Below are 20418 nucleotides of genomic sequence, written 5' to 3'. Positions count from 1 at the left end.
CCCGGCCAAGAGTTATTCATGCACCTGTTCGTCGACAATCTCACCAACGTAGATTTCAGCTATCTGGACCACCAGCGCGGGCTGGTGGGCGAGACTTGGCTGGCAAGCGCAAGCCTCGATGGCGCCCTGGACAGTCAGGGTATGGTGTGCGACTTCGGCATTGTCAAAAAGACACTGCGCCGCTGGCTGGACGAACAGCTCGACCACCGCCTACTGGTCCCCATTCTTTCACCGCATTTACAGCTGCAAAAAAACGCCGGGGGCATTGCACTGACCTGGGCACTGCACAGCGGCGGGCAAATTTGTGTATCCGGGCCCGAGCAGGCATTCGCACTGGTTGAGGCAGAAGCGATCAATGCGGACAGCGTCGCCGCCTGGAGTATTCGACAGCTGACCATTGCCTTTCCGGCCAGTATCGAACGGCTAAACCTGTGTTTCGCCAGTGAGAAAATTTCCACGCCCTACTACCACTACAGCCACGGCCTCAAGAAACACGCGGGCAACTGCCAGCGCATCGCTCACGGCCACCGCTCCAGAATCGAGATCTACCTCGACGGAGAGCGCTGTCCCGAGTGGGAACGCCGCTGGGCCGAGCGCTGGCGCGATATCTACCTCGGGACACGCGAGGACCTGTGCAACGATAGCAGTGAGCAGGTACTGCATTTTGCCTACTCGGCACAGCAGGGCGAATTTTCCCTGGAGATCCCCGCCGAACGCTGCGAGCTCGTGGAGTGCGACACCACAGTGGAGCAACTGGCACAACACATCGCCGATACCATCGCCCGGGCACAACCGGACACGGAAGTGCGGGTACGCGCTTACGAGGGACTTGGAAAAGGGGCCGTGGCCGCGGCGAAAATCTGAGCCCCCCAGGTGCCAAGTGACAACAACGAGTAAGGCAGATTGAATCTAATCATTCTGGAACAGAGCGACTTTGTCGCGCCCGACCGCGTGCGGTTGCGCGGGCGCCGGCAGCAACACATCCGCGAAGTACACAGAGCCACTCCCGGTGACCGGCTTCGCGTTGGCCTCTTGAACGGAGATATCGGCCACGGCGAAATCACAGCCCAAAACGGCGATTTCATTGAACTCAAGGTGGACCTGCACCGCTCCCCCCCTGACGCCCTGCCCCTCACGCTGGTACTGGCCCTACCGCGGCCGAAAATGCTCAAGCGGGTAATAGAACACGCCACCGCACTGGGGGTAAAAAATCTCTACCTGATCAACGCCTACCGGGTGGAAAAATCCTACTGGCAAACCCCCTGGCTGCACGAAAACAAATTGCGTGAACTGTGCCTGCTGGGCCTGGAACAAGCGGTCGACACCCGGATGCCGCAAGTGCATTTGCGCAAACGTTTTAAACCGTTTGTGGAAGACGAGCTGCCAGGGATTGCCGCCGATTCGCTGAAGCTAGTGGCGCACCCCGTGGCGGAGCGGCCCTGCCCGGTGGATATCGCCGAGCCCGCGACACTGGTGGTGGGACCAGAGGGTGGCTTTATCCCCTACGAAGTGGACAAATTGCGGGAGAATGGATTTGAAGCAGTGCATCTGGGGCCGCGGATACTGAGAGTGGAAACAGCCCTGCCGGTGTTGCTCGGCCGCATCTTTCCGGGGCGCTGACCGCCCCAACTCCGGGAGTTGCCACACATACCTGCAGCGAGGAGACACAAAAAAGCCGCGCATGGCGCGGCGGTAAAAGATGGCTCCTGTCACCGAGCCTCACAGAGTGGGGGAAGAGACGAATCCCCCGGAGAAAACTGTTTACCCGAAAAAGACAAGCGCGTTACGAAATACCATTCACACGGCGGCCAAAGGGCCGCCGCTTGTCATTAGGCCAGTGCGTCTTCCGCCACGGCGGATTTCTGCAGCGCCAATTTCGGGTCTACATATTCGTAACCCAGCACGTCGGCCACTGCCTGGTAAGTCACCATGCCCGCATGGACATTCAGCCCCTCCAACAGGTTGGCATCGTCCAGCAGTGCTTTCTTGGCGCCCTTGTTGGCCAGTGCCACCGCGTACGGCAAAGTGGCGTTGTTCAGAGCCATGGTGGAAGTGCGCGCAACACCGCCGGGCATATTGGCCACACAGTAGTGCACCACGCCGTCGACCACGTAAGTCGGCTCCTGGTGTGTGGTCGCCTTGGAAGTTTCGAAGCAGCCTCCCTGGTCAATGGCCACATCCACCACCACGGCACCTTTCTTCATGCGGCTGACAATGTCGCGAGTCAACAGCTTCGGCGCGGCGGCTCCCGGGATCAAAACGGCACCAATCACCAGGTCCGCTTCCAGCGCGTGCCGCTCAATGGCATCGTTGGTGGAGTACTCAGTACGTACCGCGCCGCGGAAGATATCGTCCAGCTGGCGCAGACGCGGCAGAGAGCGGTCGAGGATGGTCACATCGGCACCCATTCCCACTGCCATCTTGGCGGCATTGGTACCCACAACACCGCCGCCGATAATCAGCACCTTGGCCGGCGCCACACCGGGAACACCGCCCAGCAGCACCCCCAATCCACCTTGCGCTTTCTCCAGGTGATGGGCGCCACACTGTACAGACATACGGCCAGCAACTTCGGACATGGGCGCCAGCAGCGGCAGGCCACCGAAGCGGTCGGTTACGGTTTCATAGGCAATGCAGGTTGCGCCGGATTTCACCAGCAGTTCAGTCTGCTTGGGATCGGGCGCCAGGTGCAGGTAGGTGTAAAGCACTTGTCCGGGGCGCAGCATTTCACATTCGTTGGGCTGCGGCTCTTTTACCTTGACGATCATGTCGGCGGTGGCGAAGATCTCCTCCGGCGTATCCGCGATGCGGGCGCCCGCCTGCTGGTACATTTCGTTGGTAAAGCCGATGGCCGCACCGCCGTCTTTCTCTACGACAACCTCGTGGCCGTGGCTGATCAGTTCACGAACACTGGCCGGGGTCAGACCGATACGGTATTCGTGGTTTTTGATCTCTTTTGGGACACCAATCAACATTATTTTCGCTCCTCACTTTCGGCCGACACGCCGCGAAGGCGGAAGTGGCCTTATCTTTACCTCAGCGATCTGGCTAGTATAGATCCGTCTTAAAAGTGGATTTATAAAAAAATTCTACTTAAATTAGTGGAACCCACTGGTTCAACCCTTTTTCTGATCATTTATTGATCTCACAAAAGCATCGGAGCCCCTGTATGCGCAAACGCGCCAACGAACTGAGCACCATTGACCGCAATATATTGCGTGTCCTGCAGAAAAACGGCCGTACAAGCTATGCGGAACTGGCGCGGCAGGTGGGGCTGACGCCCACCCCCTGCGTAGAACGGGTAAGGAGGCTGGAGAGTGAAGGCGTAATCCAGGGATACACAGCTCTGGTCAATCCGGAATTTCTCGATGCCGCCCTGATGGTCTTCGTACAAATACGCCTGAACCGGTCAGCCCAAGATGCTTTCGAGGAATTCCGCAACGCTGTGGCCGCACTGCCTGAAGTCCAGGAGTGCTACTTGGTATCGGGCAACTTCGATTACCTGATTAAAGCGCGGGTCGCCGACATGAATGCCTATCGCAAATTTTACGGGGAAACTCTGCTGAGCCTGCCGGAGGTACTGGAGTGCACCAGCTACGTAGTGATGGAGCAGGTAAAGGAAACGCTGGAAGTACCGGTGCACTACAACCGGTAAGTGAACTGGAGGAGCCACAATTGCTTCGCCGATTCCAGGCCCTCGGGCAATGGGATTGCGGTTTGCGCGAACGCTCCCGCACCCAGGGGCCTAGAACCAAGGCCCCGCTGGTCACTAGGGATATGCCCGAGACCTATACATCGCCAGCCCCTGTAAACAGGTCAGTATTTGATACCGAACTTGCGATAAATAAAACCGATAACCCAGGCTGGACCAATCAATAAAAACTGCAAATCTTTGAAAAATGAGGGTTTCTTACCCTCTATGTAGTGGCCGATAAACTGCAAGATCCACATCAAGACGAAAACGGCCAACGCCGTCTGCCAAACGGGAAGCCCCAGCCGTTCCACCACCGACCACCCCCACAGGCACACAACACTGATTGCCGCTATACCCAGAGCCAAAGGGAAAGACAACAGCAGGTAAAAGATCAATGTCGGCACCAGCGCCACTACCGCCCAGTTCAGCCATGGAATGGCCTCCATAAAGGCCGGTTGCGGAATGGCCCACAGAAGGCCCACAACAGTCGCGAATATAACCGGAACAGCCACCCAATGAATGGCTTTGTTGGTGGGATTTTGATGGCTCTCGCCGTATTCGGCGAACCATTGTTCCGCGCTGCGCATGGTCTCCTCCTCGCTGTTTTTATTGTTGGAAGCGGATCAATCATCCGTTATCGATGACTGCAAATCAATATTTATTCACGATCGTGAATAATTAGTCAACGTTCTTCACTGACCCCGAGTTTCTGTCGGTACAGTCTATCCAGCATCTCATCTAAGCAGCAGAAGACTATGCGTTGAAGCTGACAATTGCCATCCAGGTGCTGGCGCACCTCCGCCACCGCGATATCCACCGCCTGCTCCGGTGGATAGTCGTAAACACCGCAACTAATGGCGGGAAAAGCAATGGATCGCATATGTTCCCGCCGGGCAAGCGCCAGACACTGGCGGTAACAGCTGGCGAGCAGCTCAGGCTCGCCCAGGCTGCCACCCCGCCAGACCGGGCCCACGGTGTGGTAAATACGTTTCACGGGTAAATTGAAGGCCGGTGTGGCGCGAACCTCCCCTACTGGACAGCCGCCTATTTCACGGCAGACTTCCAGCAGACCGGGGCCCGCCGCACGGTGAATGGCCCCGTCCACACCACCGCCGCTCTGAAGGTGCTGATTGGCGGCATTGACGATTACATCGACTTGTAATCGAGTGATATCACCGAGATGAACTTCAATCACTCAGTTTCTCCAACCGCTTTTGGAATAATCGCTGCGGATGGACGTCCTTATCACTTCACAACAGACTCGCGACGACAGGCGGCTACTATCCCAGGGACGGCCGCAGCCGCTGTCACCCCAGCAACTGGCGGTGGCGCGAGGCCACTGCCGCGGGGCATTTCGTCACGGCGCTAACTATGACAATAGCAGCTGCAGAGAAAACAAAGCCGGGCAACAGCTCATAAATATCGAATATACCTCCGGAGAGCTGCCCCCAAATGACCACCGTCAGGCCCCCAACCACAACACCTGCAATGGCACCGGCGCCGGTCATACGCGACCAGAAAAGACTGATCAAGGTGACCGGGCCAAAGGCTGCACCCAAGCCGGCCCAGGCATAGGCCACTACATCGAGCACTTTGGAATCGGGGTCCATGGCCACCCAGACCGCGATCAATGACAGGGCCACCACTGCCCAGCGTCCCACCTTCACCATCGCTTCCGGACTGGTTTCGCGTCCCCACCACACATGGTAGATATCCTCCGCCAGGGCGGCAGAACTCACCAGCAATTGGGAATCCGCAGTGCTCATGATCGCAGACAGAATTGCCGCCAACAGGATACCGGCCACCAGCGGGTGGAACAGGGTTTCCACCAACGCCATAAATACCCGCTCCCCATCGGGCAGCACCTGTTGCAATTCCAGGTGGCCGAACAAACCCACCGACAGGGCCCCGATAAACCCGAACAATGACCAGATAGCGGCAACCGAGGCGGCCACCGGCACATCGCCTGGATGACGCACGGCCATGAAGCGCGCCAGTATATGGGGCTGGCCAAAGTAGCCCAGCCCCCAGGCCAGCGAGCTGACAATCGCCGCCAGCCCCAGTGCCTGGCCCGTATTGTCGCTCATCCAATGCATCAATTCCGGCACCTTCGCGTGCAACTGTGCCCAGCCAGCGCTCAGCCCTCCCACGTCCCGAATGACGATTACCGGCACTATCACCAGCGCCAGGCTCATCAACAGCCCCTGAAACACATCCGTCCAGGAAACGGCCAGAAAACCACCGAAGAGTGTGTAGGAAATCACCGCCACAGCGCCAATAATCACCGCCCAGCGGTAATCCCAGTCGAACACAGTTTCGAACAGCTTGCCGCCGGCAATCAGCCCCGAGGCCACATAGAAAAGAAAAAACAACAAGATGAACACGGCACAGACCGTACGCAGATAGGGATGCCCCATGTCAAAACGCCGGTGCAGATAGGCCGGTACAGTCAGAGCATCGTCCAACTCATAGGTATATATCCGCAGCCTCCGCGCCATGCTTACCCAGCTGATGACAATGCCGCTGAACAGCCCGATGGCAATCCAACTCGAAGAAAGGCCCGCTGTGTAAGCTGCACCGGGCAGCCCCAACAGCAACCAGCCGCTCATATCCGAGGCGCCGGCGCTGAGCGCAGCTACCGCTGGCGGCAGGCTGCGGCCACCGAGGAAGTAGTCACTAGCATTTCTAGTGCGCAGATAGGCATAGGCACCGATGGCGAGGATCAGGGCCAAGTAGGCGACAAACGTGAGGGAGACGAGCCATTGTTCAGACATAGAGAACCTGTTATGTGGAGTATTATGGCGGTGAAGTGTAGGGCTCAGATTATGATTATTTTTTAATCAATTTCCAGCTCTACAGGAGCTGTTACAGTCAAATTTTGTGTTTATTACGCACAAATCTACTCATTCACTGGCAGCGGCTCAATCCGCCAACTACATATTGGGGGACACACGGAAAAACCTGACAACACTATGGGCATCTGTCTGGACGAACTACGGCTACTGGTCATTCGTCCCACCCTCAAGCACTTGAAGGCCTGGTCGCCGGGAATGGAAAACCTGCTACTGGGCACCGCCGCGCAGGAGTCGCAGCTGGGCTTTCACCTCAAACAGGGGCGGCGCCACGGCCTCGGCATCTACCAGATTCAGCCGCACACTCACCGAGAGATCTGGGATGAATACCTGATCGACCACCCCGCTCTGGCATCCAAAGTGCGCGGACTGGCGAGTCAATGGGACTTTCTGGACCACCCGCACGAGGAGCTGACCACCAACCTGCGCTACGCCACTGCGATCGCCTGGCTGATATACCGCGCCGCCGGCGTGAACAAGGTACAGGAAAACGACGTGGTGGCCATGGCGCGGCTCTGGCACCAGCACTTCCACCACGGCCCCGCGGCAACAGTGCGGGATTTCCAGTGCAGCTACGCGCGCCTGGTCAGTGCCGCAGATCCTACAGATTCAGCGCCTCGATATACTGCGGCGGCGCCTCCGCTTCACCATCGGGAACCCACGTCTGCACCTGTCGCTGGAGCGCATAGTCATCGCGCGCGGCAGCCGATGGCGTAGAGCGGTCCAGCTCAAGGCTTTCGAAATCGTACAAATCCCTGTCCGCCAGTTGTGAAGGCGATACCCGTGTGAGCGCGGCAAAGATGTTTTCACTGCGGCCCGGAAACTTCTTGTCCCATTCCCGCAGCATTTGCTTAATCGCCTGGCGCTGCAGGTTTTCCTGGCTGCCACAAAGGTTGCAGGGAATGATGGGGAATTCCTTGTACTCGGCAAAGCGCGCAATATCTTCCTCGCGGCAATAGGCCAGGGGGCGGATCACGATATTGCGCCCGTCATCCGCGCGCAGCTTCGGCGGCATCGCCTTCAGGCGCCCGCCGTAAAACATATTGAGAAACAGCGTCTCGACAATATCGTCCTTATGATGGCCCAGCGCGACCTTGGTCGCCCCTATCTCCTCGGCAAAGCCATACAGAGTACCGCGGCGCAGGCGAGAGCAGAGGCCGCAGGTGGTCTTACCCTCCGGCACCACCTCCTTGACCACCGAATAGGTGTCCTTTTCGATAATGTGATAGGGCACCCCCAGAGACTGCAAATATTCCGGCAGCACATGTTCCGGAAAACCAGGCTGTTTCTGGTCCATGTTCACCGCTACCAGATCAAAGTGCACCGGTGCCGTTTTCTGCAGATTCAGCAGGATATCCAGCATCGCATAAGAATCCTTGCCTCCGGACAGGCACACCATGATCTTGTCGCCCTCCTCGATCATGTTGAAATCCGCAATGGCGCGGCCCACATTGCGGCGCAGGCGCTTCTGCAGCTTGTTGAATTCCAGGCGCTCGCGGCGACTTTCCAATTCGGGCATGGCGGTTCTCTTACGACTGAGCTTAGTGCTTGCAACAAGGGTGTAAGGAAGGCCGGCTGGCGGCAGCCGGCCTCTCTAAACAGGTGGTGACACCTTAATCATTGGCCCGCGATTGTACGCATTCCAATCACGGAGTACAGGACTCATCGCCAACCGCCTGTCCCAGCAGCACCTGAACACAGGGCCAAATATGGTCAAGCAGCACCGGCTGGGCCACAGCCGTGGGATGAATACCGTCGCTCTGCATGGCGCCATCCATCAGCGCCACAGGTTCCAGAAAGAAGGGCACCAGCGGGATTTCTTCGGCCTCGGCCACCTTTGGATAGACAGCGGCAAAAGCCTCGGTATAAGCGCGGCCATAATTGGGGGGCATACGCATTCCCAGCAAAAGCACCTCGGCCCCCGCATTTTGCGCCAGATTCACCATTTTCTGCAGATTGCGCTGCAGAGCCAGGGGCGGATAACCGCGCAGGCCATCATTGCCCCCCAGCTCCACGATCAACCAGCGCGGCCGGTGTTCCTCTAACAAGCGCGGCAGACGCGCCAGCCCACCGGACGATGTCTCCCCACTGATACTGGCATTGATCACTTCAATGGGCTTCTCGGAGCCCTGCAGGCGTTCGCGCAGCAACTGCACCCAGCCCTGCGCCTCATCAATTCCGTAGGCGGCGCTGATACTGTCCCCCAACACTACCAGCCTGTCCGCGGCCCGCGCCTGTCCGAGTGGGATAGACAGCATTAGACACAAGCCAAAATACAGGTACAGCCTCCGGAAAAAATCTGTCGTCATGTCATACTCTCCAATTCTCCTGTGTAAGACGCTGCAGAAGGAACACTGAATGTCCGCCATGCTAAGGGCCGAAAACCTGTACCACCAGGTCAGCACCGGCGAGGGACCGCTGACCCTATTAAATAATATTTCCCTGCAACTCGCCCGCGGCGAAAGTCTCGCGATCACCGGTGCCTCTGGTTCCGGCAAATCCACCCTGCTCGGGCTGCTGGCCGGTCTCGACAAACCGACCGGCGGTCGCATATGGCTCGCCGGCGAAGAGATCACCCGGATGGATGAGGAACAGCGCGCCGCTCTGCGCGCCCGCTGCGTCGGTTTTGTGTTTCAGACCTTCCAACTGCTGCCCGGGCTCACCGCGCTGGAGAACGTCATGCTGCCGAGTGAACTGCGCGGAGAAGGCGGCGCCGCCAAGCGTGCCGGCAATTTCCTCGACCGGGTCGGCCTCTCACACCGGCTGCATCATTACCCGCGCCAGCTATCCGGCGGCGAGCAGCAGCGGGTCGCCATCGCGCGGGCATTTGCCAGCTTTTCCGGTGACGACGGCATTCTTTTCGCCGACGAGCCTACCGGCAGCCTCGACGCCGCCAACGGCGAACGCGTGATCGAGCTGCTGTTCAAACTCAACGCAGAGTCCAACACCACCCTGGTGCTGGTCACCCACGAACAGCGTCTGGCCGAGCGCTGCGGCGTGCAGATGCGTATGGTAGCGGGCGAGATAGCGGCGGGAGAAACTGGCAGCGGGTCCCTGCCGGAGGTGTCCACCTGATGCTGCCCCTCAAACTGCTCTTCAGAGACTGGCGCGGCGGCGAACTGGCCCTGATCGCCTCGGCGCTGGTATTGGCGGTTGCGTGCGTGACCGCCATCTCCCACGTGACCGACCGCCTCGCCCGTGCGATGCAGCAACAATCACTGACCTTTCTCGCCGCCGAGCGGGTGCTGCGCAGCAGTCAGCCGGTGGATCCGGCCTGGCTGCAAGAAGCCCGCGAACGCGGCCTGCAAACAGCGCAAGTAGTGCAGTTCGCATCCATGGTCGCCGCTGGCGACCAGTTCCAGTTCGCGTCGGTCAAGGCCGCCGGAGAGGGCTATCCGTTACTCGGCGAGCTGGAAGTGCGCGATCGCGAAAATGGCCCCACACACCAAGTGCAACGAGGCCCCGCGCCCGGTGAAGCCTGGGTCGAGCCGCGCCTGCTGCCCCTACTGCAATTGCATTTGGGCGAGTCCCTGCAACTGGGCGACACCAGTTTGAAAATCACCGGCCTGCTCGAACGGGAACCCGACCGCGGCACCAGCCTCTTCGACATGGGCGCCCGGGTATTAGTGCACCTGCAAGACCTGCCCGCCGCCGGTGTCATTCAGCCGGGCAGCCGGGTGCGCTACCGCTATCTGTTTGCCGGCGACGACAAAGTGCTGCAGAGCTATTTCACCTGGCTGAAACCGCAATTGACCGAACACCAGCGCGTTATCGACCTGCGCGATGGCCAGCCGCGAGTGGCCACGGCTCTTGAACGCGCCGAGCGTTTTCTGTTCCTCGCTGGCAGCCTTGCCGTACTTCTGGCCGGCATCGCCGTCGGCTTGGCCGCGCGCCGCTACGGTCTGCGCCACACGGCTTACGTGGCGGTGATGAAAAGCCTCGGCGCCAGTCGCGGCAAGGTCTTGACCATCTACCTGGGCCAGCTGACCGCACTGACCCTGCTGGCCACCGCTGTCGGCCTGCTCGCCGGCAGTCTGATCCAGTCCCAGGCCGTGGCCCTGATGGCGGATGTTTTTCCGGTGGAACCACCTCCCAGCCGCTGGAACCCACTGCTCGTCGGCCTGGCCACCGGCTTCGCCTGCGCACTCGGCTTTGCTGTGGCTCCCCTCGTGCGCCTGGCGCGCACCGACCCCATGCAGACTCTGCGGCGCGACTGGAGCAACCCCGACCGGCGTGAATGGCTGGGGCTGGTGCTCGGCCCCACTTCCATGCTGATCCTGATCTGGTGGCTGTCCGGGAGTCTTGCGATCACCGCGGCCCTCTTTAGCGGCCTGGCACTGTTGGTTAGCGGTGCGGCCCTCGTCAACCGGCTATTAGTGCGCGGGCACCTGGCATCCTTCGGTGGTGCCTGGCGTATCGCCCTGGGCAGCTTGCAGCGCCGCGCCGCCTTTAACACCCTGTTGATCGCCGCCTTCGGCACCGGACTGCTGGCAATGCTGGCACTTGTGTTCGCGCGCACGGCGTTGATCGATGAATGGCGCATGCAGCTGCCGGAAAAGGCCCCCAACCACTTTCTGCTGAATATCGCCCCACACGAAGTTGAATACCTGCGCAAAATGCTGGCAGACAACCGTATTGTCAGCACCGAAATCTACCCAATGGTGCGCGGGCGCCTGGTGGCCATCAACGGTGTGCCGGTAAAGGAGATCAAAGAGAAAGACAACGCACTGCGCCGGGAACTCAATCTCAGCTGGACTGAAACACTGGCGCCCGACAACCGGATTTTGGAGGGCGAGTGGTGGGACAAAGTCAATGAAGGCGTGTCGGTGGAAGTGGAATTGGCGGCGCGCCTGAACTTGTCCCTGGGCGACCAGCTGCGATTCTCCGTCGGCGGCCTCACCATCGAGGCGCCGGTCGCCAGCTTCCGCTCCCTGAACTGGAACAGCATGAGGCCCAATTTCTATATGCTGTTTGCCCCAGGCACCCTGGAGGATTTCCCCGCGACCTATATCACGAGCTTCTACTTGCCGCCGGAGCAAAAGCTGTTGATCAACGACCTGGTACGCGAATTTCCCAGTGTCAGCGTGATCGAGCTGGACAAGATCATCCAGAGTATCCGCGATACCATCGGCCAGGTGTCCCTGGCCATTGAGTCCGTCCTGGTATTGATGCTGGTGGCCGGTGTGTTGGTACTTTTGGCCGGTGTGCGCGCCAGTATCTCCGAACGTTTGCAGGAGGCAGCGATTATCCGCACACTGGGCGGTCGCCGGCGGTTGCTGCTGCAGAGCCTGATACTGGAATTTGGCCTGCTCGGTGCCGCCGCCGGTATGCTAGCGGCCATCGGCGCCGAGGCGACACTGGCGGTACTGGCACAACGGGTTTTCGAGCTGCCGCTCACCTTCCACCCACAATTGTGGCTGCTGGGCCCGCTGGCGGGCGCGCTGCTGGTCGGCACCGCGGGCACCCTCGCCTGCCGCCGCTCAGTCAGTCAGCCACCGCTGAGAGTACTGCGCGAACTCGCGTGAATGTGAATTTATCTCCCAGCGGGAGCGGCCGGAAGCGGGCCGCTCCCGCTGGGGCAACTCCGAACTGAGTCAAAAAAAGCTGTATGGATCTGGACTTCGATCGCGCCCATATATGGCACCCCTACTCCTCCCTGATTGACCCGCCGCCTGTCTATCCCATAGCGCGCGCGGAGGGCGTACACCTCTACCTCGAAGATGGCCGCGCCCTGATCGACGGCATGTCCTCCTGGTGGTGTGCCCTGCACGGCTACAATGTGCCGGAGCTGAACACCGCCTTGCAAAAGCAGATGGAAAAGATGTCGCACGTGATGTTCGGCGGCCTCACCCATCAGCCAGCCATCGACCTGTGCAAAAAATTGGTGGAGATAACCCCGCAACCGTTGCAGCGGGTTTTTCTGGCCGATTCCGGCTCGGTGTCTGTGGAAGTTGCAATCAAAATGGCGCTGCAGTACTGGCATTCCCAGAGGCGCCCGGAAAAAAACAAACTGCTGGCGCTGCGCAACGGCTACCACGGCGACACCTTCGGCGCTATGGCCGCCTGCGACCCTGTCACCGGTATGCACCACCTGTTCGCGGGCCAACTGACTCAACACTTCTTCGCCCCCGCACCGCGGCCCACCTTTAACGAGCCTTGCGAGGACGCGGATATCGCCGAGCTGCAACAATTGATCGAGGAAAACCACGGGCAACTGGCGGCGGTGATACTCGAGCCAATCGTCCAGGGCGCCGGCGGTATGCGCTTTTACTCACCGGAATATTTACAGCGTGTGCGCGAACTCTGCGACCAGCACGAGCTGCTGTTGATCGCCGACGAAATCGCCACCGGTTTCGGCCGCAGCGGCAAGCTATTCGCCTGTGAACACGCCGGTATCAGCCCGGACATCCTGACCCTCGGCAAGGCACTGACCGGCGGCACCATGACCCTGGCCGCAACCCTGTGTACCGATAAAGTTGCCGAAGGCATCTGCCGGGGCGAAGCGGGCGTTTTTATGCACGGCCCCACGTTTATGGGGAATCCCCTCGCCTGTGCCGTATCCAATGCCAGTATCGACCTGCTGCTCTCCAGCCCCTGGCAACGGCGTGTCGCCAGTATCGAACAGCAACTACAGAGAGAACTGGCTCCATTGCGCAACGCCGATGCCGTCGCCGATGTGCGCTGCCTGGGCGCTATCGGCGTGGTGGAGATGCGCGAGCCGGTAGACATGGCGCGGGTACAAGAGGCGCTGATCGCGCGCGGCGTCTGGCTGCGGCCCTTCGGCAAACTGGTTTACGCCATGCCGCCCTATGTAATTTCAGAACAGGATCTGAGCCAACTGACAAACGCCATGGTCGACGTCCTGGCCTAACAATTCCCGTGGTGGGTGGATTGCGCTTAGTCCACCCGGCAAATGTATTTTCCCGGAATTTTCTCGTGCAAGCGCTGTTAAAAGTTACTGACCTTGAATGCCGTTACGGCGAAAAAGTGATTCTCGAATCTGTCTCCTTCACGCTCGACAAAGGGGAGATCGCCTGTCTGCTCGGCCCCAGCGGTTGTGGCAAGACCACACTGCTACACGCCATCGCGGGCTTCCAGTCACCCTACAGAGGCTGTATTGCACTGGGAGGGAAACCAATCGCCACCCCCGACGCCATCACCCCGCCGGAGAAGCGTCATATCGGTGTCGTATTTCAGGACTACGCCCTCTTCCCCCACCTGAATCTTCAACAAAATATCGCCTTTGGCCTCAAATCCCTGCCCGCCCCGGAACGGGAGGCCCGTGTGCGCCAACTACTGCAACTGGTGCGCCTGGAAAGCTTCGCCAACCGCTATCCACACCAGCTCTCCGGTGGTCAGCAGCAGCGCGTCGCCCTGGCCCGGGCACTGGCGCCGCGCCCGCAGCTGCTGCTGATGGATGAGCCATTCTCCAACCTGGATATGGAGCTGCGGCGCAGTTTGGCCACCGAAGTACGTCAGATATTGCGCGAAGAGGGTATGGCTGCACTGATTGTCACCCACGACCGCGACGAAGCCTTTGCAGCCGGGGACAAACTGGGCGTACTCAGCGGTGGCCGGCTGCAGCAGTGGGACACACCGGAAAATACCTACCGCACACCGGCCAGTGCAGCGGTGGCACGTATCGTCGGAGAAGGCAGCCTGCTGCGAGGAGAATTGCGACAACCGGACCTGATCGAAACAGAAATGGGGCGGATGCCGCTGCCTCCATCCGTCCAAGCGACCTGTACTGAATTCCAGATTTTTGTGCGCAACGAAGACCTGCTACCCGGTGAACATCCAGATGCGGTAAACGCCGAGGTAGTGGATAAGCGCTTTCTCGGCAGCAGTGTACTGTACAAGTTCCGCCTGCCCTCGGGGCGGATAATAGAAACAACCTTGAGCGCAGAACTTCAGTTCGCCCCGGGCAGTGAAGTTCCCTTGCGCATCAACTCACCGGTAATCTTTACTGAACCTCAGCGAGCGGATCTCAAGCAATGAAGGGGAATCTCTGATCAATTCGCTCTCAGGGCTTAAAGGTACTCCACTCTCGGGCGAGAAGTATCTTCACCATCGGGAAGCGAATTCATCAGAAGCTCCCTAAGGGCGGCCAGCGGTGGGATCACAGAGTAGGCGCCTCACTCTCCACCAATTCAGCCACCTGCCCTTCTCTGCGGCGCCCCATCGAACGGCTCAGAAGTATTACCGGCAGCAACCCCACCAACACAATCATCAACGCGCCCAATGCGGAACGTTCCAGCATCTCATCGGACGCAAACTGATATACATGGGTCGCCAGCGTCTCAAAACCAAAAGGACGCAGTAACAGCGTGGCCGGCAGTTCCTTCATACAGTCCACAAACACCACCAGCGCACCACTCAGAAGCCCGGCGCGCACCAGAGGGAAGTGAACCGCCCACAGTGTCTGCCAGCTGTTGCGCCCCAGAGAGCGGGCCGCGCGGTCCATCGACGGCGTAACCTTGTCCAGACTGGATTCTATGGCACCGGCAGATACGGCGAGAAAGCGCACGGCATAAGCAAATACGATCGCAAAAACACTGCCGGACAGTAGCAGCCCGGTTGAGATACCAAAGTGCTCGCGCAGCAGCGCGTCCAGTGCATTGTCGAAGGCCGCCAGTGGAATCAGCACACCGATGGCCATTACCGCACCGGGCATGGCGTAGCCCAGCTTGGCAAAACCGACAAGAGACTTAACCGACCGCCGTGGATACAGGCGCTTGCCGTAGGCCAGTAACAATCCCAGAACCGCTGTCACCACTGCGGCTGCACCGGAGAGCAGAAAGCTATTGCGCGCTATGGCGAGGAAATCTCCGCTCCAGTAACTGGAAAAGTTGTCCAGCGCATAACCGCCCAACACAACAATCGGCACACCAAAACCGCTGATCAGAAGCAACGCACAGAAAAGACTGGCTGACAAAGCGCGCCAACCACGAAGGCGATAGAAATCGCTGCCCGCCACGGGAGACTGCACAAAATGCCGTTGTCCCTTGCGCCCCCGGCGCTCAAGCGCGATCAACAGCACCACGAAAACCAGCGTGCTGCAAGCAATCTGGGCGGCGCCTCCCAAATTGCCGCGGCTCAGCCAGGTATCGTAGATGCCCACACTGAGTGTGCGCACCGCAAAGAAATCCACAGTGCCGAAATCATTCAGTGTCTCCATCAGCACCAGAGAGAGGCCCACTGCAATCGCCGGGCGCGCCATGGGCAGCGAGACCCTTAAAAAGCTCTGCCAAGGTGTGCAACCGAGGGAGCGGCTGGCGGCGCGGATACTCCCGCACTGCTCGATAAAGGCGGCCCGCGCCAGCATATACACATACGGATAGAGGACCAGAGATAGCATGGCAATAGCACCGCCCATGCTACGGATTTCCGGGAACCAGTAATCCCGCGCCGTCTGCCAACCACACAACGCCCGCAGAAATTTTTGCACCGGCCCCGCGTATTCCAGCAGATCCGTGTACACATAGGCGATGACATAGGCCGGCACCGCAAAAGGTAGCAACAGCGCCCATTCGAATAAACCCCGCCCCGGAAAGCGGCACATGGTCACCAGCCAAGCGGCGCCCACGCCTGCCAACAAGGTCAGCACAGCGACGCCAAACGCCAACATCAGGGTCGCAGAAATATAGTGGAAAAGTACCGTATCCAGCAGATGCGGCCAGATATTCTCCTCGGGAAACAGCGCCAGCCAGAAAACTGACAACAGCGGCAGAGCCACCAGCAGTGCTATCGCCGCCACCGACAATATCCACCGCAAACCGGAAAAATTTCGGCGGGAAAGTGAAGATGCAGGGGTCATAGAATCAAAAAACGCGGCTCCCGCCGGAAAGCGGGGGCCGCGCCACAACAATTAATCGGGTCCCACGATTTTAAAAATCGAAGCCCACCTCGTCCACCAGACGAGAGGCAGCAGGTACCAGGGCGCCGATTTCCGTCAGGCTTAAACTATCTTCCTTAAACTCGCCCATATATTCCTCGATCAGCTCGGAGCGTTTCGTACCAGGCCGCACGGGGAATTCGAAGTTTTTCTCCGCATACAGGTACTGGGCTTCAGAGCCACTCAGGAACTCCAGCAATTTGACCGCGTTTTCCCGGTTGGGGGCATGCTTGGTGAGCACCGCTCCGGAAACAAACATATGGGTGCCGCGATCCTGCTGGTTGGGGAACACCAGATTGACCGATTTGGCCCACTCAATCTGCTCCGGCTGCTCGGTATTGGTGATCATCTTGCCAAAGTAGTAGCTGTTGCCCAGAGACAGATCGCACACCCCTTCCTTAATCGCTTTTACCTGGGCGCGATCGTTCCCTTGGGGTTTGCGCGCTAGATTCGCTTTCAGTCCCTGCAGCCACTTTTTGGTCTCCGCCTCACCGTGGTGGGCAATCATGGAGGCAAATAAGGATAGATTGTAGGGGTGTTTGCCACTGCGAATGCAGATACGGCCTTTCCACTTGGGGTCCGCCAGATCCTCATAGCGGGTAATCTCACCGGGCTTGACCCGCTCCTTAGAGGCATAGATCAAACGCGCGCGTGTCGTCAGGCCAAACCAATTTCCGTTCTCATCGCGAAACTGTGCGGGGATATTCCCTTCCAGCACGTCACTGCGCACCGGCTGGGTCAAGCCCTTGGCGAGCAAATCCATCAGGTTGCGGGTATCGGAAGTCAGCACCAGATCCGCCGGGCTGTTGCGTCCCTCCCGCTGCAGCCGCTCATTCAGGCCGCTTTTCGCATAAACGACCTTGGTTTCGATGCCAGTTTCCTCTGTAAACTTGTCCAGCACCGGCTCGATCAGAAACGGCTGGCGGTAGGAATAGATATTCACCCGCTCCGCAGCACAAACCGCAACCGCACTGCCCAGTCCTGCAACAAACATTGCGATGAAAGAAAAAGATCGGATACGCATCATTAATCCATGCCCTGCTCCAGTAAGTTGAGAAACATTCTCATTTTTACCCCAGATAAAGTCAACCGCCTGCAGTGCCGCCAAATTCCACCTATGCTTAGAAACAAACGGCGACTTGCGGAGGCCCCATGTACCACCACCTAGCACTCATCGCACTCGTACTCACCATCGGCCTAGCCGGCTGCGGCCGCAACAGTGATACCCACGATCCCGGCGATCACCAGACTACACCGCCGGATCAAGGCGCCACCGAGATGATGGAAGAACCGGTTACGCCACCTGCCCCACCCGAATCCGCGGAACCCCCATCTGACGATAGCGCCGCGGCCACCATCTGCACGCCGGAGTGGTTTGTATGGGTACACGAGCAAGTAATAACGATGCAAAACGGCGACATGGCCGAACTCTACCCCGCCGGCCTGCCGGAAGTCGGAACCGATGAATGGTTCCTGGCGATAGACAAACTCACCGGCGGCGACGGAACCCACGGACCTGACGGCGGAAGCGAAGAATGGTGCCGCATGATTCAGCAACGTCTGGAACAGAGCGGGCAGTGAATCATCTGCCCGCTGCGTCTCAATACCAAAGAATTTCTGGTTAATTCGTTCCTGTAGGATAAAGAGGCACCTTACCCAAATGAGGTGCTCGGGCAATGAGATTGAACATTCGAAACCGCCGGATACAAAGACGTGCCCAGCGGAGCGACAGGGAAATACTTGCGCGTTTTCGAAATATCCATCCCACCACCCGAGCACCACGGAACTGCCAACAGTGTTTATACGATTAATCAGAGGTACCTGGGAAACCTCTGAATAATTCATTTCCTGGTAGCAGAGGTTCTTCGGGGGCGGATGTGTTCACGTAAATGAATCAGAGGTTCCCTAGTGCGGAATTCTGCCCGAATAAATATGGGAATTTTGGTCTCCTCACATTATCAATCAGTATTCTGGGTAGTGAGAGGAGTTACACATGAGTTTTGTTGCCACGGTATTGCTCGTAAACGCCCTAACCTTTCCCATTCCCCCGAACCTGAACCCCAACACCCCGGCTCCGATTTACGATAGCCCCGATCTGTATGGCGATAAACCCTCCGAAATCGCCCTAGATTACTCCACTATTCGCAGCAAACTACACAACCTCGGTTTTAGACCGATTACCGAAGCAACGTTTGCCGGAGGACGTTGGAAAATAAAAGCGCTTTACGGAGGCAAGCCGCGCGCGCTGGAAGTGGATCCAGACAGCGGCTTAATTATTTCAGACCGCCCGGACCGGAACTGAGGATATCGGTTTTCCCGATGTCCAAAGTGGCCTTTACTCGACGCCGGGGAACGGCACTTACTCTCCTTTGCCGTAGTCTGCCATTCCCTGGAAATCCACAACCACTACCGGCTCATTCCCTACCACCCAGCATCGTGTCCCGTGGGAAGTAACAGCACATCACCGGGCTTACAATCAAACTCTGTGCCGTCATCCATTAATATCCTCAATCTGCCGAAAACTTAATATTGAAAATGCGGTGCATCACAGCTCTGTGTATTTAAAATCGGCCTCACTGATTCCGACCATCGCCAGCCCGGCTCGAAAATAGCGCGGCCGACGACACCGCCACCGATCTTCATCAACTCTACCCTTACCTTTGGAAACTCTCGCACTTCATCCGGCTCAGAGAAACTTCTAAGTTCTGCCTTATCCATTCGAAAGCCCTATTGCTGACATTGATTGAATATAGGTCGCAACAAAAATTAGCTTAAAAAAAGAAAAACATGATTTACTGTATGTTATCTCGCGCTGCAAAAACAAAAAATGACTAACGTGGCCTTTATATTCACGCATCGAATACAGGGAAGAGTCCACTCAAGCTGAAAATCAGATCATTGAATACAAATATTTTACGGCTGTCTTATGCAGTATTTGACGCCAAAATAGGACGCCAACCCCAAGACAACTCAGAAAAACATGTAAAACCTAACTTGCATCACATACTTTTCATAGCCATATGAAACAATCGGATAGAAACTCGCAGTCCATAAAGTGCTCCCAAGAAATCATCGTGCTGGGATACTCTCTAAGATCCAACAGGTAAATTTTAGTCAAACCACCTATTTCCGTGCCCATATTGCCCAGCACCGTCAATCACTGAGCATTTAAACAAGAAAATTTGAACTGCGCTATAGCAGCAGTTCCAATAAATAAATAGAGACCTACCTTCTACTGCCGTACTTATTCGAATTAATTAAAGTCTAACTCATCAAACCGAAAGGTATTCATATGGACAACACGCTCATTCTACTCAGTTTTGCAATGGTTAATCACGGCTCTACATTTGCCCATTGGCTACGGGACAAATTAATGAAACATTACAATTTGTATCACGTAAATGCTGTATACCTAGATTCTGTTGTATCCCGATCTGGTAATACCATGCATGCAAATACATTTGGAAATGCTGTCCCGCCCCCAAATGTCGCTTTTGTCTCACCAGATTATCGCTCACATATGCGATCCCCAACGGGAGCCATACCCATTGGCGCCAGAAGAACTGACTGGAATGAGCTCTACACCAAGGCCATGTCAGAAGCCAAAGCGATGATTTTTGTGTATACAGACGAATTTGCCCACAGCCAGTGGTGCATGCAAGAGTGGAGCCAGTTCATAAGCGAAAGCAAACGCCGCCCACTACAAAGACCGCTTAAAGGTATTGTTCTAGATCTCTCAGGAAATTCATCCTTAGTACTAAATGGCGTCCCTGTTCAACGAGTAAGTGCCGCAAAGTTCCAAGCGAAACATGATCCTCTAGCCTGGGACAAAGGCGATTTTATTATTACAGAATCCGCTCTTCAGTCACTGATCGACGCCATAGGCAATCTGTAATTAAAAAGACTGGTAAACTGTCTTTCTATAAATTTAACCATACGCGACCAATTAAAATCAGAGCATGTTAAACCAATTAACG

Annotated in this window: 20 protein-coding genes; 11 read left to right on the top strand and 9 right to left on the bottom strand. The window is 57.5% G+C overall.

What is annotated here, in order from left to right:
- The first annotated feature begins 18 nt into the window (after window positions 1-18).
- Together BM155_RS11170 and BM155_RS11165 are read left to right on the top strand one after the other, a co-directional pair.
- Window positions 19-864 (top strand): 6-carboxytetrahydropterin synthase, encoded by an 846-nt coding sequence (locus BM155_RS11170; protein WP_067154320.1) that lies wholly within the window; start codon window positions 19-21, stop codon window positions 862-864.
- Window positions 865-903: 39 nt separating this feature from the next.
- Window positions 904-1620 carry a 16S rRNA (uracil(1498)-N(3))-methyltransferase gene (locus tag BM155_RS11165; protein WP_067154323.1) on the top strand — a complete coding sequence of 239 codons (717 nt, stop codon included), beginning with the start codon at window positions 904-906 and terminating at the stop codon, window positions 1618-1620.
- Window positions 1621-1829: 209 nt separating this feature from the next.
- Here BM155_RS11165 and ald read toward each other — a convergent pair whose 3' ends face one another.
- On the bottom strand, window positions 1830-2975 hold the full coding sequence (gene ald, locus BM155_RS11160) for an alanine dehydrogenase (RefSeq protein ID WP_067154325.1): 1146 nt from the start codon (window positions 2973-2975) through the stop codon (window positions 1830-1832).
- A 194-nt stretch (window positions 2976-3169) separates the two neighbouring features.
- Here ald and BM155_RS11155 point away from each other — a divergent pair, with 194 nt between their 5' ends.
- A complete protein-coding gene (locus tag BM155_RS11155; RefSeq protein ID WP_067154328.1) occupies window positions 3170-3655 on the top strand; it encodes an Lrp/AsnC ligand binding domain-containing protein in 486 nt (161 codons plus the stop codon).
- Window positions 3656-3816: 161 nt separating this feature from the next.
- Here BM155_RS11155 and BM155_RS11150 read toward each other — a convergent pair whose 3' ends face one another.
- The 3 genes from BM155_RS11150 to putP form a co-directional block, all read right to left on the bottom strand.
- Window positions 3817-4281 (bottom strand): Mpo1 family 2-hydroxy fatty acid dioxygenase, encoded by a 465-nt coding sequence (locus tag BM155_RS11150; protein ID WP_074903152.1) that lies wholly within the window; start codon window positions 4279-4281, stop codon window positions 3817-3819.
- A 95-nt stretch (window positions 4282-4376) separates the two neighbouring features.
- Window positions 4377-4889, bottom strand: a complete 513-nt coding sequence (locus BM155_RS11145) for a macro domain-containing protein (RefSeq protein WP_067154334.1) — start codon at window positions 4887-4889, stop codon at window positions 4377-4379.
- 112 nt (window positions 4890-5001) lie between these two features.
- The gene (gene putP / locus BM155_RS11140; protein ID WP_074903150.1) at window positions 5002-6468 is read right to left on the bottom strand and encodes a sodium/proline symporter PutP; all 1467 of its coding nucleotides are present in this window, start codon (window positions 6466-6468) and stop codon (window positions 5002-5004) included.
- Between the two features lie 198 nt (window positions 6469-6666).
- Here putP and BM155_RS16800 point away from each other — a divergent pair, with 198 nt between their 5' ends.
- Window positions 6667-7263: a hypothetical protein gene (locus tag BM155_RS16800; RefSeq protein WP_197462973.1), complete on the top strand. Its 597-nt coding sequence runs from the start codon at window positions 6667-6669 to the stop codon at window positions 7261-7263.
- Here the strand turns inward: BM155_RS16800 and ttcA are convergent.
- Both ttcA and BM155_RS11125 read right to left on the bottom strand, forming a co-directional pair.
- Window positions 7148-8065, bottom strand: a complete 918-nt coding sequence (gene ttcA, locus BM155_RS11130; protein ID WP_067154339.1) for a tRNA 2-thiocytidine(32) synthetase TtcA — start codon at window positions 8063-8065, stop codon at window positions 7148-7150. The genes BM155_RS16800 and ttcA overlap by 116 nt on opposite strands.
- A gap of 127 nt (window positions 8066-8192) precedes the next feature.
- On the bottom strand, window positions 8193-8804 hold the full coding sequence (locus BM155_RS11125) for an arylesterase (RefSeq protein ID WP_302848367.1): 612 nt from the start codon (window positions 8802-8804) through the stop codon (window positions 8193-8195).
- Window positions 8805-8904: 100 nt separating this feature from the next.
- On the opposite strand from BM155_RS11125, the gene BM155_RS11120 reads away from it, so the two are divergent.
- The 4 genes from BM155_RS11120 to BM155_RS11105 all read left to right on the top strand — a co-directional run bounded on the left by BM155_RS11120 (window position 8905) and on the right by BM155_RS11105 (window position 14544).
- Window positions 8905-9621, top strand: a complete 717-nt coding sequence (locus tag BM155_RS11120; protein WP_074903145.1) for an ABC transporter ATP-binding protein — start codon at window positions 8905-8907, stop codon at window positions 9619-9621.
- On the top strand, window positions 9621-12071 hold the full coding sequence (locus BM155_RS11115; protein WP_083421162.1) for an ABC transporter permease: 2451 nt from the start codon (window positions 9621-9623) through the stop codon (window positions 12069-12071). The genes BM155_RS11120 and BM155_RS11115 overlap by 1 nt, the downstream gene beginning before the upstream one ends.
- Before the next feature lie 83 nt (window positions 12072-12154).
- Window positions 12155-13417 carry an adenosylmethionine--8-amino-7-oxononanoate transaminase gene (gene bioA, locus BM155_RS11110; protein ID WP_074903143.1) on the top strand — a complete coding sequence of 421 codons (1263 nt, stop codon included), beginning with the start codon at window positions 12155-12157 and terminating at the stop codon, window positions 13415-13417.
- Between the two features lie 65 nt (window positions 13418-13482).
- The gene (locus BM155_RS11105) at window positions 13483-14544 is read left to right on the top strand and encodes an ABC transporter ATP-binding protein (RefSeq protein ID WP_074903141.1); all 1062 of its coding nucleotides are present in this window, start codon (window positions 13483-13485) and stop codon (window positions 14542-14544) included.
- Window positions 14545-14665: 121 nt separating this feature from the next.
- Here the strand turns inward: BM155_RS11105 and BM155_RS11100 are convergent, their stop codons facing one another.
- Complete coding sequence (locus BM155_RS11100; RefSeq protein ID WP_254773173.1) at window positions 14666-16303, bottom strand: ABC transporter permease; 1638 nt, start codon at window positions 16301-16303, stop codon at window positions 14666-14668.
- Window positions 16304-16433: 130 nt separating this feature from the next.
- A complete protein-coding gene (locus BM155_RS11095) occupies window positions 16434-17465 on the bottom strand; it encodes a Fe(3+) ABC transporter substrate-binding protein (protein WP_074903329.1) in 1032 nt (343 codons plus the stop codon).
- A gap of 128 nt (window positions 17466-17593) precedes the next feature.
- Here BM155_RS11095 and BM155_RS11090 point away from each other — a divergent pair, with 128 nt between their 5' ends.
- Both BM155_RS11090 and BM155_RS11085 read left to right on the top strand, forming a co-directional pair.
- Window positions 17594-18022, top strand: a complete 429-nt coding sequence (locus BM155_RS11090; RefSeq protein ID WP_074903139.1) for a hypothetical protein — start codon at window positions 17594-17596, stop codon at window positions 18020-18022.
- 412 nt (window positions 18023-18434) lie between these two features.
- Window positions 18435-18743, top strand: coding sequence for a hypothetical protein (locus BM155_RS11085; RefSeq protein WP_067154357.1), 309 nt, complete (start codon window positions 18435-18437; stop codon window positions 18741-18743).
- A gap of 221 nt (window positions 18744-18964) precedes the next feature.
- Here the strand turns inward: BM155_RS11085 and BM155_RS17450 are convergent, their stop codons facing one another.
- Window positions 18965-19159, bottom strand: a complete 195-nt coding sequence (locus BM155_RS17450) for a cupin domain-containing protein (RefSeq protein ID WP_217641517.1) — start codon at window positions 19157-19159, stop codon at window positions 18965-18967.
- Between the two features lie 574 nt (window positions 19160-19733).
- On the opposite strand from BM155_RS17450, the gene BM155_RS16795 reads away from it, so the two are divergent.
- Window positions 19734-20336: a toll/interleukin-1 receptor domain-containing protein gene (locus BM155_RS16795; RefSeq protein WP_083421161.1), complete on the top strand. Its 603-nt coding sequence runs from the start codon at window positions 19734-19736 to the stop codon at window positions 20334-20336.
- Window positions 20337-20418 lie beyond the last annotated feature (82 nt).

Origin of the sequence: Microbulbifer thermotolerans, from assembly GCF_900112305.1 — a bacterium.
GTDB lineage: Bacteria > Pseudomonadota > Gammaproteobacteria > Pseudomonadales > Cellvibrionaceae > Microbulbifer > Microbulbifer thermotolerans.
This window is presented reverse-complemented; position numbering and strand designations above follow the sequence as displayed.